At 26.1% G+C, this 16108-nt stretch carries 12 protein-coding genes; all 12 read right to left on the bottom strand.

The features are described from left to right. Positions 1-5: 5 nt before the first annotated feature. Positions 6-1754 carry an aspartate--tRNA ligase gene (aspS, locus tag MCAV_RS01925; RefSeq protein ID WP_391592203.1) on the bottom strand — a complete coding sequence of 583 codons (1749 nt, stop codon included), beginning with the start codon at positions 1752-1754 and terminating at the stop codon, positions 6-8. A gap of 25 nt (positions 1755-1779) precedes the next feature. Continuing rightward, complete coding sequence (hisS, locus tag MCAV_RS01920) at positions 1780-3084, bottom strand: histidine--tRNA ligase (protein WP_391592202.1); 1305 nt, start codon at positions 3082-3084, stop codon at positions 1780-1782. Positions 3085-3087: 3 nt separating this feature from the next. Next, entirely contained in the window at positions 3088-4704 is a 1617-nt protein-coding gene (locus MCAV_RS01915) for a CTP synthase (protein ID WP_391592201.1), read from the bottom strand. Positions 4705-4950: 246 nt separating this feature from the next. Beyond that, on the bottom strand, positions 4951-5649 hold the full coding sequence (locus MCAV_RS01910; protein ID WP_391592200.1) for a chromate transporter: 699 nt from the start codon (positions 5647-5649) through the stop codon (positions 4951-4953). A gap of 91 nt (positions 5650-5740) precedes the next feature. Then, complete coding sequence (locus MCAV_RS01905) at positions 5741-6436, bottom strand: chromate transporter (RefSeq protein ID WP_391592199.1); 696 nt, start codon at positions 6434-6436, stop codon at positions 5741-5743. 123 nt (positions 6437-6559) lie between these two features. Further along, a complete protein-coding gene (locus tag MCAV_RS01900; RefSeq protein WP_391592198.1) occupies positions 6560-8011 on the bottom strand; it encodes an FAD-dependent oxidoreductase in 1452 nt (483 codons plus the stop codon). Positions 8012-8342: 331 nt separating this feature from the next. Next, positions 8343-9527, bottom strand: coding sequence for an elongation factor Tu (gene tuf / locus MCAV_RS01895; protein WP_391592197.1), 1185 nt, complete (start codon positions 9525-9527; stop codon positions 8343-8345). A gap of 383 nt (positions 9528-9910) precedes the next feature. Next, positions 9911-11140 carry an aminotransferase class V-fold PLP-dependent enzyme gene (locus MCAV_RS01890; RefSeq protein ID WP_391592196.1) on the bottom strand — a complete coding sequence of 410 codons (1230 nt, stop codon included), beginning with the start codon at positions 11138-11140 and terminating at the stop codon, positions 9911-9913. After that, complete coding sequence (locus MCAV_RS01885) at positions 11133-12221, bottom strand: aminopeptidase P family protein (protein WP_391592195.1); 1089 nt, start codon at positions 12219-12221, stop codon at positions 11133-11135. Before MCAV_RS01885 ends, MCAV_RS01890 begins: the two co-directional genes overlap by 8 nt. Positions 12222-12415: 194 nt before the next feature. After that, positions 12416-13387: an aldo/keto reductase family protein gene (locus tag MCAV_RS01880; RefSeq protein ID WP_391592194.1), complete on the bottom strand. Its 972-nt coding sequence runs from the start codon at positions 13385-13387 to the stop codon at positions 12416-12418. A gap of 59 nt (positions 13388-13446) precedes the next feature. Continuing rightward, positions 13447-14679, bottom strand: coding sequence for a phosphoglycerate kinase (locus tag MCAV_RS01875; RefSeq protein ID WP_391592193.1), 1233 nt, complete (start codon positions 14677-14679; stop codon positions 13447-13449). Positions 14680-14709: 30 nt separating this feature from the next. After that, a complete protein-coding gene (gap, locus tag MCAV_RS01870; RefSeq protein WP_391592192.1) occupies positions 14710-15717 on the bottom strand; it encodes a type I glyceraldehyde-3-phosphate dehydrogenase in 1008 nt (335 codons plus the stop codon). Positions 15718-16108: the final 391 nt, after the last annotated feature.

The following is a 16108-nucleotide window of genomic DNA, read 5'->3' as shown; positions in this document are numbered from 1 at the left end:
CATTATTAATTTTTATTATTTTTTAAATTCAATGCCATTAATTGTTCTGATTCAAAAACTGCTGGAGCATTTTGCATTAGATCATGACCACTATTATTTTTAGGAAAGGCAATGACATCACGAATTGATTGGGCGTTTAACATAATTTGTAATAAACGATCTAAACCAATACCAATTCCTTGATGAGGCGGAGCAGCATATTGATATGCTTCAATAAATCAACCAAAATTTTTGTTCACTGAATCTAAATCTAAACCTAAAAATTCTAACATTTTTTGTTGTAAATCTGGATCAGTAATACGACATGATCCTGATCCTAATTCAATTCCATTTAAAACTAAATCATATGATGCTGCTTTAGCATTTTCTGGATCATTGATAAATGTTGCAATTGATTTTTGATCTGGCATAGTAAATGGATTATGTGCAGCAACTCATTTCTGATCAGTTTCACTATATTCAAACAATGGCCAATCAATAATTCAGACAAATTTGGGATCTAATTGATTTTGATCAATAAAATTTTGAATCACATAATTACGTAATGCACCAGCAATTTGATGCAAATTTTTTTGATCATTAGCAATTACTAACAAAGTTGCAAAATTAGTTGATGGATTAAAGTTTTGATCAATTCAGGCACTATATTGTTGATTGAATAAATTGCCAGTTTGATCATTATTATCATTAACTGCTCAAAAAAAATGATCAATTTGATAAAAATCTTTTAATCATTTTTTAATTTGTTCAAGTTGAATTTGATTAAGTACTAAATTTTCAAATAATAATGAACGACATGATAAGTCGTTTTTGATTTTATTGAAACAATCAATTATAAAAAAATCATCATGTACTTTAATGATTGTTGAAAAACGTAAATCAGGTTTATCATTACCATATTTTTCAATACTTTCAAAATAACTGATTCTAGGAAAAGGAGTAATTAAATCAATTTGAAAAAATTGCTTTCAAACATAAGCCATCATTTTTTCAATTAGAATCATAAAATTTTCAGTGTTAGTGTATGCCATTTCTAAATCTAGTTGGCTAAATTCAGGTTGACGATCTGATCGTAAATCTTCATCACGAAAGTTTTTAGCAATTTGAAAATATTTTTCAAAACCTGCCACCATTAACAACTGTTTATACAATTGGGGTGATTGGGGTAAAGCATAACCTCTAGGTGCTTTTTTAGTTCTTACTGGTACTAAATAATCACGTGCACCTTCAGGAGTTGAACGTCCTAAAATTGGTGTTTCAACTTCAATAAAATTTTGTTCTAATAAAAAATTTCGAAATAAATTAATAATTTTTGATCTTTGAATTAAATAATTAGCAGCCAAACTACTACGTAAATGTAAATAACGATAACTTAATAATGTATCTTCATTAGCCTGAATGACATCATCAATAATAAAAGGTAATTGTTTTCTAGCCTCATTAATAACTTCAATGGCACTAACAATAACTTCATAACAACTAAATGTTTTCTTTACTGAAGCCTGATCTTTACGTAATTGAAAAACACCTTTGACACAAATGATTGATTCTTTATTTAAATGTAATACTTGTGCAACTAAATGATCTTTTAGAACTAATTGAATTTCACCAGTAGTATCAGCTAAAATAACAAAACATAACTTGCCTAGTTTACGGATTTTTCTCATAAACCCTGCTAAAACTACTTCTGGATTTAGTTGGTGTTGTTCTGCTGCTTTTGCAATCGTAATTCGTCTTTTTAAAAGTGGATTCATAAATCTTGCTTGATTTTTTAATTAATTATTTTATTTTTAAAAGTTTTTGTTGATTAATTGCTACAACAATATCTTCAATTTGATTTAAATTAAATTTTTGTTCAAATGAATTTTGACGATTTTGGAAAATGATTGTTTGATTAGCTTGTTCTTTAGGTCCATAAATTAATAATAATGGTTTATTGAAATGATCAAAAAACTTAAAATGTTTATTAAGTTTTTTAATTTTATAATTAGTAAAAACATTAATTTTATGAATTCTTAATTGAGCAATCAATTCTAATAATTGACAATCAATTTGATCAACTAAAGTTGCTAAATAAAGATCGATTTTTTGATCAATTATTGGATTTCAATTTAATGAATTTAATGCCACTAATAAACGATCAATTCCTAATCCAAAACCAATACTTTCATGATCAGGAGCATTAAATTCAGATAATAATTTAGCATAACGACCACCCCCTATAATCGTTTTTTGACCTTCAAGTCCTGATCCATGAAAAACATATTCAAAAACCAATCCAGTATAGTAATCTAAACCCCGCACTAAATTAGGATTAATGCTAAATTTAATTTGTAGTTGTTCTAAACAATTAGTAATTTGATTAAATGTTTGTTTTTGTTCATTACTCAAACACATAAAAACATTTGGAGCATTTTTAACACATGTTAAATCTTGATCATGCTTATCATCTAAAATTCGTAATGGATTAGTATTAACTCGTTCTTGATTAATTGCTGATAATTGATCATAATAGTTAGCAAAATGTTTTTTAAGAAGATCATTTCAAACAATTTTAGTTTGCTCATCACCTAAATAATTAATTATTAATTCAACATGATCAGATAAATTAAGTTCTTTAATAATTTGTTGACAAAATTGAATTAGTTCAATATCATCTAAAAATGAATTAGTACCAATAACTTCAATGCCAAATTGACTAAATTCACGTAATCTGCCAGCTTGAGGGCGTTCATAACGAAACATTGAACCATAATAAAAAAATCTTAATGGTAAAGAATGTTTCATTAACAATTTTTCATTGGCAACTAAACGAACAATACTAGCAGTATTTTCTGGTCGTAAAACATATTGGTCTTTTGAGTTGTGTGATAATAATTCAAAAAATTCTTTTTTAACTAAATCACTAGTTTCTCCTAAAGAACGAACAAAAACTTTTTTATGTTCAAAAGTAGGAGTGACAATTTTTTCAAAACCATAATTTCTAGCAATTTGTTCAAGTAAATTAATCAAAATATCACGTTTAACTAAATTTAAACCATATAAATCTTGTGTCCCACGAGGTTTTTGAAAATTATTTGTCAAAGTTTATACCTGTTTTTTTCTTGCTGATTTTAATAATGCACTAAATAAGGGCCCAACTTTTAAAGGCTTAGAATTAAATTCGGGATGATATTGACACGCAATAAAAAAAGGATGATCTTTTAGTTCAACAATTTCTTGTTTATTGTTTGCTGATACTCCTGAAAAAATCAAACCAGCTGCTTCAAATTCTTTTAAATAAAAATTATTGAATTCATAACGATGTCGATGCCGTTCTGAAATTAATTGTTTTTGATAAATTCTAAAAGCTAAACTGTCTTTTTTTAATTCAATATTACCTGCACCAAGACGTAATGTCCCACCTAAATTAATTTCAGCATCTTTATCTTTTTGAAGGTGAAAAATCGGATGTTTAGTTTCAGAATTAAATTCAGTCGAATCAGCATCAAGATAATTGAGTTGATTACGAGCAAATTCAATACATGCTAATTGCATTCCTAAACATATTCCTAGAAATGGTACTTTATTTTTCCGACAATATTCAATCGTATTAATTTTTCCAACAACACCCCTATGACCAAAACCATAAGGAACACAAACAGCATCATATTTCGCTAAAGTAGTTTGAACTATTTCAGAATTAGTTAATGTTTCAGCATTAATTAAATCAATTTTTAAATCAATTTCTAGTTCATAACTAGCTAATTTGAATGATTCAATAATTGATAAGTAAGCATCAACTAATTTAGTGTATTTACCAACGAGTGCTAAATGACATTGATATTGTTTTTTAGCAGTAATTTTTTTAGTGAAATTAATTCACACTTCTAAATTATTGTCATTAATTTTTGGTTTAATTTGAAAATAACTAAAAATTTTTTTATCAATTTGTTGTTGATACAATAATTCAGGAATTAAATAAATATTAATAACATCTAAACAAGTAAAAATAGAATCGATTGACAAGTCACAAGAAATGGCAATTTTTTCTTTTAATTCTTGATTGACTTCTTTTTTACTACGTAAAATTAGAAGATCAGGAACAATACCATATTCTCTTAATAATCTAATTGAATGTTGGGTTGGTTTAGTTTTAATTTCATCAATTGTATCAATAGTTACTAATGGTGATACATGAACAAACATTAAATCAGATTTATTATAGGAATTTTTAAATTGACGTAAGGCTTCAATGAAGGGTAATGATTCAATATCACCAATTGTGCCACCAACTTCAATCATTAAAAAATCTAAATCAGCATTTTCTTGTAATAAACGATTAATATGATCTTTAATTTCATTAGTAACATCTGGAATAATTTGTACAGTTTTACCCTTATAATCACCATTACGTTCTTTTTTTAAAACCAAATCATAAATTTTCCCTGCTGATAATGAAGATAATTTAGAAATTTTATGGTCTAAAAAACGCTCATAATGACCTAAGTCTAAATCAGTCTCACCCCCATCATTAGTCACAAAAACTTCACCATGTTGATATGGCGACATTGTTCCTGGATCTAAATTTAAATAAGGATCAAGTTTTAGAGCAGATACTTGAAAACCTTTTTCTTTTAAAATTCTACCTAAACTAGCAGCAATAATTCCTTTACCTAGTGAAGAAAAAACACCACCAGTAATGACAATAATTTTAGTGTTCATTTAACCTACTTCGATTAATTTTTTGTTTATTAAACTAAGATTTAAAACTACAAACAAAAAAGATGTTATTTTTATTAAATTTCAATTCATTTTAGTCTCGATCAAAAATTAATTATTAATGATATTGATCAAAAATAAATACCTAAAAACTTTATTTTAATAAAAATATCATTGATTTTAATTAGAAAAATCAATTAATAATCTAAATATTTAAGTTAATAGTAATTTTTTTAATCCCAATTATTTTTACAATCAAGGTTCTAAGACAATCAAACTAAAAACAATTGCGATTAGAATAATAAAAAATAAATTGATTTTTTTTAAATATAAAACTACTGTAACAATTACTAAAATAAATGATCAAATAATTGCAACATAAATTCTTCAGCCATTAAAGAAAAATTGATTTTTATCTTGATTTTCAAGATTACCCAAATATTTACCAAGATCATATTTACCAGCAGTAAGTAAATCTTTATTAAATTGAAAATGTGGCAAAATAATTGCTAAAAATAATTGTAATGCTAATGCTAATAAAATACCAATAATAATCGGTTGAAAATAAACAATAACAGTTTTAAAATGCTTTGAACTAATTTTATGAAATAAAATGTTGCCAAAATGCATAACAATTACTGCTGGAATAACAAAAACTAAATAACATAAAAGTAAAACAATTATTCCAATATAACCACCATTATCAATCACAAATCCAGTAAAAGCTGCTAGTTTAGTTGAAACAACTCCTGGAGTAATATTTGATGCAATAATAAAATTATCAGTTACTTGTTTAAAATCAATCGAATTCAAATGACTAGAATTACCATAATCTTTTAACAAATCTCATAATGATTGAAATAAAGGAATAAAAATTTGACCACCACCAAAAACAATGATGCTAATGATAAAAACACCTATTAAAGATCATATAGTTCCTAAAATCATATTTATTATTTTTTTATATATTCATCATTTTGATTGGAATCAATTTTTAATCAAATATTTTAAAAAAATTAATTATTAATAAAAAACTTCATTATAGATCTAGTTTTTTATCACCTTTTAATTTTTTGTGATTGAAAAAAGAAAAAGATAGTTTTTTAGTATTTTTTGGTTTTGCATGATTTAATGATTCACTTTTTTTAATTTTAAAAGCTTTAATAAATGCATAAATTAATAAAATCAAAAAAGTACCAATCATTAAAATTCCTGGAGTATTAAAAGGTGAAGGAACAAAAAAGGAAAAAATAAAACTAATTAAAATTAAAATGATTAAATAAGGCATTTTAATTGATTGACGCGACTGTTTAAAATATCGAATCGAAAACCCAATTAAAATTCCAACAATTACTGTAATAACAGCGATATTAATCGTAAATAAATATGCTTTAGGTAATTTGTCTAAGACAAAATAAAACCCAATTGCTAAAAATAAATTAGGCAATAAACCAAGAATGGTAACTATTAATCCTTGAAAAAAACCTAATTGTTTAATTGCAATAAAAGATAAAGCTTGTACCACATTAGTTCCTGGAACAAGATTGGAAGTAATCACAATATTATCAAATTCAACTTCAGATAATCATTGATATTTATTTACAGCATATTTATGAATTACAGGATATAAAGCATTACCACCGCCAAAACCAATGAAAGTAGTTTTGATGATAAATCAAAAAACAATCATAAATTTTTTCAATTGTAATGATTTTTGCGTTTTCTTTTTGTTCATTATGAAAAATTAAATTAACTATTTTAATTCATTATAGACAAAAAAGCGAACAATATTTATCAAAAATACTTTCGCTTTTTTATCTAAATTATATAAATTGATGAATCAACAATTAATTATCAACTAAGAACATAAATAACAATGATCATTAAATGCTAATCCTAAAGCTTTAACAACAGCACACAAAATGAAATTTAGTGGTTTGTTTAAATGAGGTAGGAAATAATAATCTAATGTTAATAGATCATATAAAGTCATTGATTTTTGAATTGCTAATGATAAAACAAAAATAGTTTCAGTATGAGGATGATCTTTAGATGAACCAATTTGAGCACCAATTAATTTTTTAGTTGCTTTTTCTCAAACTAATTTAACTTTAACATCACTATATTCATTGACAAATTCACAACGATCATTACCATGATGGAAGGCAGAATCAGCATCAATTTTTAATCTTTTAGTTGCTTCAAATGATAAACCTGTTGACGCATAACTATAGCCAAATACAGAAATCGCATTAGTTCCAGTAATCGAATCAACTTTAACTTTTTTTAATTCAGCACTAACATCAGAATTAATGTGTGATGCAGCTGCAATTCCTAACTTAACTGCATTAGTTGCTAATGCAACATTTTCATGACTATTAGTTGGAATATAATAAGTAGCTGCTGAATCACCAATAATATATAGACCAGGAACTGGTTGATTGTTTTGATCTAATGCTTGAGCATATTCATTAATCGCAATCGCTTTATTTCTTGATGTTTTTAAATTTGGTAATGTTTTTAATAGAATTTCAGTTTTTGGTGCAAAACCAACACAAGAAATCAGTAAATCAACTGGAACTTCTTCAATTTTTTGAGTTTGAGTGCATTCTGCTTTTAGAGCAATCACACGATTATCATTATCAGTTACTAATTGATTAACTTTATGTGACATCAACAAGTTCACGCCACTTGCTTTCATTGATGCTTCAACTTGATCAGTAAATTCAACATCAAAATATCTAGGCATGATTCGATTTTCCATGTCAATTAAAGTAACGTTTTTATTGCCAAGTTTAGCAAAAGCTTCTGTTAATTCGACACCAATATAACCAGCACCTAAAATTGCAATATTTTTTAAGTTGTTTTTCTTAGCATCTTCAATTAATTCTAATGCTTGTTCATAAGTTTTACATAATTTAACTGATTTATATTCTGGTTTATGAAAAGGCATAATTAATGGTCATGAACCACCAGCATAAATTAACACATCAAAACTTTCTTTAAAAGTTGACTTAGTAGTTAAATTTTCAACTAAAACATATTTTTCTTGATAATTAATTTCATGAACAAAATGTTTGGTGTGAATTTTAGCACCCATTTGACTTAATTGTTCTGGACTTGAATAAAAAAGTGATTTTACATTATCAACAATTCCACCAACAGCCAAAGCAATACCACAACCTAAGAATGAACTAGTTTCACCCTTTTCAAAACCAACAATTTCTAAATTAGGATTTTCAATTAAAAGTGTTTTAATTGCAGAAGTACCTGCATGATTAATTCCAACAACAACAATTTTTTTCTTCATTAATACTCCATTTCATTAAAATATTATTATTGTTTAATAATAGTATTTTAAAAATAGCATAAATAATTATTTTGATTTTGATCTCATTTCTTAATTTATAACATTTTTATTCTTTTAAACATTTCTGATATTGATTAAAAAACTCAATTAAAACCAATCAAATCTAAAATCAGACTTGAACAGTAACTATTATAATCTTTTTAAATTTATATTTAATTAAAAATAATGAACAGATCAAAATTAATTAAATAAAAAAATTCCCATCTGCAGTCAATGGGAATTTTCTAAATGATAAAAATTAATTTTTTTTAAAAAATGTTAGATAAAAAACTTATTCTAAAACTTCAACAACAGTTCCAGCACCAATAGTTCTACCACCTTCACGGATTGAGAATTTAGAACCTTTTTCTAAAGCAACTTTACTAATTAATTCAACAACAATTTCTGCATTATCACCAGGCATAATCATTTCTGAACCTTTTGCTAATTCAACACTACCAGTAACATCTGTTGTTCTGAAATAAAATTGTGGACGATATCCTTTAACAAATGGAGTATGACGTCCTCCCTCATCTTTTTTTAGAGCATAAATTTGTGCTCTAAATTTTTTATGAGGAGTAATTGATCCTGGTTTTGCTAAAACTTGACCACGTTCAACATCATCTTTATTAATACCACGTAATAAAATCCCAGCATTATCTCCTGCTAAAACTTCATCTAATTGTTTACGAAACATCTCAATTCCAGTAACAACTGCTTTACGAGTATCACGTAATCCAATAATTTCTACTTCATCACCAACTTTTAATCTACCACGTTCAGCACGACCAGTAACCACAGTTCCTCGACCAGTAATAGTGAAAACATCTTCAACTGGTAATAAGAATGGTTTTTCAATTTCTCTAGCAGGTAAAGGAATGTAAGAATCAACAGCATCTAATAATTCTTGAACTGAATTATTATATTGTTGATTTCCTTCTAATGCTTTTAGAGCAGAACCTCTAACAACTGGAGTATTATCACCATCAAAACCATAAGATGTAAGTAATTCACGAACTTCCATTTCAACAAGATCTTGCATTTCTGGATCATTTGCCATATCACACTTATTCATGAAAACAACCATTTTAGGAACACCAACTTGGCGTGCTAATAAAATGTGTTCACGAGTTTGTGGCATAGGTCCATCAGTTGCTGAAACAACTAAAATCGCACCATCCATTTGAGCAGCACCTGTAATCATGTTTTTAACATAATCAGCATGTCCAGGACAGTCAACGTGTGCATAATGACGTTTATTTGTTTCATATTCAACGTGAGTTGTATTAATTGTAATACCCCTAGCTCTTTCTTCTGGAGCTTTATCAATTGATGCATAATCACGCGCTTCACCAAGACCTTTGTTAGCTGAATAAGTACAAATTGCAGCTGTTAAAGTTGTTTTTCCATGATCAATATGGCCAATAGTCCCAATGTTAACATGGTCTTTAGAACGATCAAACTTTTTCTTTGCCATAACTTTAAATTTATTTTAAAATCCTTTAAAAATTTACTAATTAAATATTTATAATTTTTGTTTGAATCCTATATTTAAGCCATTTAGGAAATAGTAACCAATTTTAATAATTAAAATATAATTTATTTTGATTACTTCTCAAACTGCAAACGAATTAATTAACTTTTTTTCATTAAATTGTTTCATTTTAATAAATCAAATGCCACATTTTAATTTGATTAGATTAATTCTTTAGAAATTATATATATTAAATTTAATAAAATCAATTTTTTTTTGAATTTTTGCTTAATTTTTAATAATAAAAATCTTAAAAATCACCGCTTTATAATAACTTTAATTAAAAATCAATCTTTTAATCAAAAAATTTTCAATTTGTTGGTTTTTTAAGAATTTGTCAATAATAAACAATTAATTAGTTCAGTTTCACTAAAAGCAGCAATTTTAGTTAATAAAAAATTAATTTCAGCTAATGTATTAAAAAAACTAAATGAAATACGAATAATATTTTTTGTTTGATAAATTAAATTAGCAAATTTAGCACAACCAATTCCTGATGCAACAATAATGTTAAAATGAGCAAAATATTTTACTAAATCTTCACTAACAAATTTTTCATGGGTCAAAATTAAATATCTTAAATGATCTTTTGTCTGGTTTAAAATTTGAAAACCATGATCATTTTTTGGGAAATGATCAATAAAATAATTAATTAAAAACTGTTCATAAGCATCAATTAATGCAATTGTTTTTTCTTGTGATCAAATTTTTAAAAATTCTTCTGTAGCTAGAAAACTTAATAAATCAATGACACGAAAATTATTTAAAAAATTTTGAGTATTTAAAACAAAATTAGCAATTTTAGAATAATGAATTTGATCTAAGTATTGATCATTAGCATAAAAAAAACCAACGCCAAAACCAGTATATAACTTATGAAAACTACCAACTAAAAAATCAATTTTACTATTAGTTAAATCAATATGATTTTTTGATAAAAACTGTGTTGCATCAACTACTAAAATAATGTCAGGACGAATTTTTTTGATTGAATGATCTAAAGCAATAATATCAATATAAAAACTCGTAATATTTGATGAATTAGCAATCGGGATAATTTTTGTATGAGGTGTGATTGCTTTTAAAATATTAGTGATTGTTAATTCTTGATCATAAGGAAAATAAACTAATTCTAATTGTTTTCTTCTAGCTAATTCTTGTCATGGATACAAATTAGATGAATGTTCATGATAATTAAGTAGAATTTGATCAGATGAACTAAGTTTATCTTCTAAAAAATAGGCAATGAAATTAATGGCATAAGTTGTATTATTAGTAAAAAACAAATTTTGCTGATTAGTTTTTAAGCATTGTGCTCATAAACTTGCACAATTGATAAAACGTTGTTTTAATTGAACTAAATTATCATCATCTAATTTTTGGTTTAATCCATCTAAAAAAATTTTAGGTTTAAATGAAGTTGCAGCATGATCAAAATAATAAATATGATTTAGTTTATTAGTATGACCCATTTGTTCTTTTAGTTTATTAATTTGTGATAGTAAAAGATTTGTTTGATGATTTAATTGGGTTTTTAATAATTTTTTGTTATTCAAAATAAACTTTACGACTAGCCTTTTGATTTAAAATAATTGGTTTTTGATTATTAATCACCACTGTATCTTCAATTCTAACACCACCAATTCCAGGAACATAAATTCCTGGTTCAACAGTAATTACCATACCATTAGTTAAAGTTTTTTTAAAAATTGGATTAGCATTAATTGCGGGTAATTCATGAATGTCAATTCCAACTCCATGACCTGTTGAATGAACAAAATATTCACCATAACCTTGATGTTTAATATATTTCCGACATGCCATATCAACATTGTAAGTAGTTTGATCAACCAAACAAGTTTGTAATCCTAAGGCTTGTGCTTGTAATACTATTTGATGCATTTTTTCTAAAGTTTCAGGTAATTTAGTATTAGCAACAGCTCAAGTTCGAGTCATGTCTGAACAATAATTATTTAAAATACATCCTAAATCTAAACTAATCATTTCATTTTCTTCAAGAATTTTATCAGTAGGATGATGATGGGGATTTGCGCCATTAATTCCTGAAGCAACAATTGGTTCAAAAGCATTTTTACTAGCTCCTAATTTCAACATTTTAATTGTTGCTGCTAAAGCTATTTCTTTTTCACTCATTCCTGGTTTAGCATATTTTTGAATAAATTGAGTTGTTTCAACAGCAATATCAGCAGCATTAATTAAATTACAAATTTCACTTTCATACTTATTGCTTCTAATTCCTTGAGCAGAAAATAATTTAATTTCTTGAACGCAATTTTCTAGTTTTTGAAATAATAAGACATTAGTATAACTATCTTCAATCAAAATAGTATTTAATTCCTGATCTTTAATAAAACTTGCTAAATCATCAAATGATTTTCATAAAACAACATTAATAATTTCACCTAATTGTTCAACAGCTTTTTGATAATAACGTCCATCAATTAAAAAAGTTATTAAATTATTTTTTTGAATGATCACAAAACCATCTGATGATTCAAAATTCATTAATCAAAAACGATTTTGAAAGGAATTAATAATTAAAGCATCAGCATCATTTTGATTAATTTCTTGTATTAAAATCTTTTTAGATTGTTCAAAATTTTTTAGATTCAACATGTTTTTTATTTTATCTTTTTCTTATTATTAGATCTAATTATAAAATACTAAAAAATTATTTGTTTAAATTTGTCATATCAATTACTAAAATTTAAACTTATTTTTACAATTCTTTTCAATAAAAATAGCAACCATTAATTTCTTGGTTGCTATTAGTTAAAAATTTTCTTTTAGTTAATAATAATAATAATGCTTTAGTTAAAAAAAGATTTAACTCTTTCTAAAGAAGCATAAAAAACAATTAAAGCATAATAAATTGGATAATAAAACCAATAAAAAATACTATTATTACGTTTATTTAAAATTAACATTCTTTTTTTCAAACGACTAATTGTTTGATCATTTAATGGTTGATTAAATGGTTTTCAAAAAACAAAATTTTTATTTTGACGTTTAATTGCTTTTAATTTAACAATTTGTGATTGATTTAAATCAATTTGATGGTATGCTTGAGCATTTTTTTCAATTCGTTGAAGATTAACTGATTTAACAATAACATCTAAATTTTGACTTTTAACAAAACTAATGGCAATAGCAGTGGGATCAGTTTGTAATTCTTTAGCAATTTTAACTAAAACTTGATCATTAGATAAATCTGGAATTGAATCAGTTAAAGGACGTCATGCTTGTAAATGAATTTTAAGAGCTTCAAAATCTGCTAAATTATATTTTTGATTATATAAACTGTATTGAATTTGATTAAATTTAGGACTGTGATTAGTAACTGCACTAAAAAAGGATAACATATTTGCTGGATAATTAGAAACACCAATTGATTTAATATAACCTTCTTTTTGAAGTTGAATTAGAGCTTCTCATGCTAATAAATCTTGAGCAAAATCAGGACTTGGTCAATGTAATAAAACCGAATCTAATTGTTTTACTTTCAGTTTTTTTAATGAATCTAATACTGCTTGGCGGGCTTTAGGATAATTTTTTGGTCAAATTTTAGTTTGGATTTTAAAATTAAAATTTAAGCCATATTTTGCTTTTAAAACTTCTAAAGCATGCCCAATTTCTGTTTCGTTTTGATAAAGTTTTGCAGTATCAATATAATCATATTTTGCTAAATAAGCAGTTTCTAATAATTGGACTCATGTTTCAATATTTTGATTTTTAATTAAATAAGTCCCATATCCTAATAATGATTTATTTGTTTGATCCATCTAATCTCTTAATAATCTTTCATTAGTTTTTAATAATTAAAGTTGCTAATTTTTTTAAATTATTTATTAGCAATAACACTAATACCTAATAAATCTTGTCCTTCCATGTATGCTAAAGAAGCTCCACCACCTGTAGAAATGAAACTAACTCCTTGACCTTGATTAAATTGTTGATAAGCTGATGCTGAATCACCACCACCAATTAAAGTAAAAGCATTGTTTTTAGTAATTTCTTGCATTTTATTAGCAATGGCACGAGTTCCTGTTTGATAATTACTAAATTCAAACACTCCTACTGGTCCATTTCAAACAACAGTTTTAGCACTATCTAAAATAGCACAAAAATTAGCAATTGTTTCAGGACCAATATCTAAACCAATATCATTGTTTCAAAGATTAACATCTTTTTGGTATTTGACAATTCTACCAGGAAGATCAGCAAATTCAGCATTAACAACTGCATCAGTTGGTAAAACTAACTTATCTTTTCACTGTTCTAACATTTGATGACATGATTCAATCATTGATTCTTCAATTAATGAATCACCAACATCATAACCTTGGGCTTTTTTAAAGGTATAAGCCATACCTCCACCAATTAAAACTTTATCTGCCTTTTTAGCAATTTGATTAATTACTTTTAATTTATCAGAAATTTTAGAACCGCCCAATACAGCGATCAATGGTTTTGTATATTGATCACATGCTTTAGCTAAATTAACTAATTCTTGATCAATTAAAAAGCCAATTGCTGAATTTTTAAGATAAGTTGCTATTCCAACATTAGAAGCATGACTTCTATGTGCTGTACCAAATGCATCATTAATAAAAACTGTTGCTAAACTAGCTCAAAATTGGGCTAATTTAGAATCGTTTTTTGATTCTAATTTAACAATTTCACCTTGATCATTAACATCTTGATAACGAGTGTTTTCTAATACTAAAATTTCTTTTGGTTTTAATTGTTTTACTGCTTGAATAACTCGATCACCAGTATTTTCAGAACAAAATAAAACAGGAGTATCTAACATTTGATCTAATACTTTAGCAACTGGTGCTAAACTTTTTTCACCACCAGTTTTATCTTTTAGAGATTTAATTCGTGATAAATGACTTAAAACAATAATTTTGCAATTATTTTTAATTAAATATTGCAAAGTTGGCAAAGATTGAACAATTCTTGTATGATCAACAACTTGACCTTGTTTCATTGGAACATTTAAATCCAATCTAACTAAAACAACTTGATTAGCTAAATCAAGATCAGTAATTTGTTTTTTATGATATTTCATAATAATTTAATTTCTAAAAATAAAACAAAATTATAATTGACTCATATATACTAAAGTACGAACTAGTTGATGAACGTATGATGATTCATTATCATATCAAGCAAAAACACGAACTTCACCAGTTGGTTGAACTTTAGTTAATAAAGAATCAAAAATTGAACCTGCAGTATGACCAATAATATCTGCAGATACTAATGGATCTTTTGAATAGGCAAATGATTCACTTGCTTTTGATTCTAGTAATTGATTAACTTCTTGTGCAGTTACAGATTGATTTAAAAATAAAGTTAAATCAATTAATGAACCAGCAATTACAGGCACACGATGAGCAATTCCATCTAATTTTCCTACTAATGATGGTACTACTAAACCAATTGCTTTGGCTGCACCAGTGCTTGTTGGTACAATCGATGCTGTTGCTGCACGTGCTCTACGTAAATCTCTATGAGGTGCATCTTGAAGCCGTTGATCAGCAGTAAAAGCATGAATCGTAGTCATTGTTCCTGATTTAATTCCAAAAGCTTGATCTAAAAAATAAACTACAGGAGCTAAACCATTAGTTGTACATGAAGCAGCACTAACAATTTGATCAGATGGAGTTAAAATGTCGTGATTAACATTATAAACAACTGTTTTCATATCACCTGTACCAGGTGCTGAAATTAATACTTTTTTAGCACCAGCAATCAAATGCTGTTCAGCAGCTTCTTTTTTAGTAAATAAACCAGTACATTCTAAAACAACTTCAACTCCTAATTTAACTCATGGTAAATTTTTAGGATCACGTTCAGAGTAAACAGGCACTAAAGTTACTGCATTAGTTTGATGATTAATTATTTTTAAATTATCACCTTCAGTTTCAACACAAAAACCTTTTAAAATACCTTGAGCACTATCATATTTTAGTAAATGAGCAAGAGTTTTTGCATCAGTTAAGTCATTAATGGCTACAACATCAATTCCTTTTTGAGTTAATAATGTGCGAAAAGTTAACCGACCAATTCGTCCAAAGCCATTAATAGCAACTTTTTTATTCATATAATTTTTTTTTCCAATCCAAATATAATTTTGATGATTTTCAAAAAAATAATTTGAAAATCAATGCTTTAATTATATCAACATATACATATATCTAAAAACTAGATTTTCATTCATAGGTTTATCAATTTTTAATTATGATCAAAAAATTAGAAATCTTAATCAATTTATTATGATCAAAAATAAGTAATAAAACTGATTTTTTAGTTAAATTAAGCATTCAAAATAACTAAAAAGGGCAAAAAAATAAAGGGCCTTTAGCCCTTTTTGTACGAGATAAACTCTTATCTCGGTATGCTAACATTTCTTGTTATTGCCTGTTAATTTTCTTCAAACTAGTATTATCAAGAAAACTAACACATATATATTAACATAAAAATGAAAAAAATTT

Source organism: [Mycoplasma] cavipharyngis, from assembly GCF_042984175.1.
In the GTDB taxonomy this organism is placed as follows: Bacteria; Bacillota_I; Bacilli_A; order Mycoplasmatales; family Mycoplasmoidaceae; genus Mycoplasma_N; species Mycoplasma_N cavipharyngis.
Note: the sequence above shows the minus strand (reverse complement) of the source record. Positions and strands in the feature narration are given on the sequence as shown.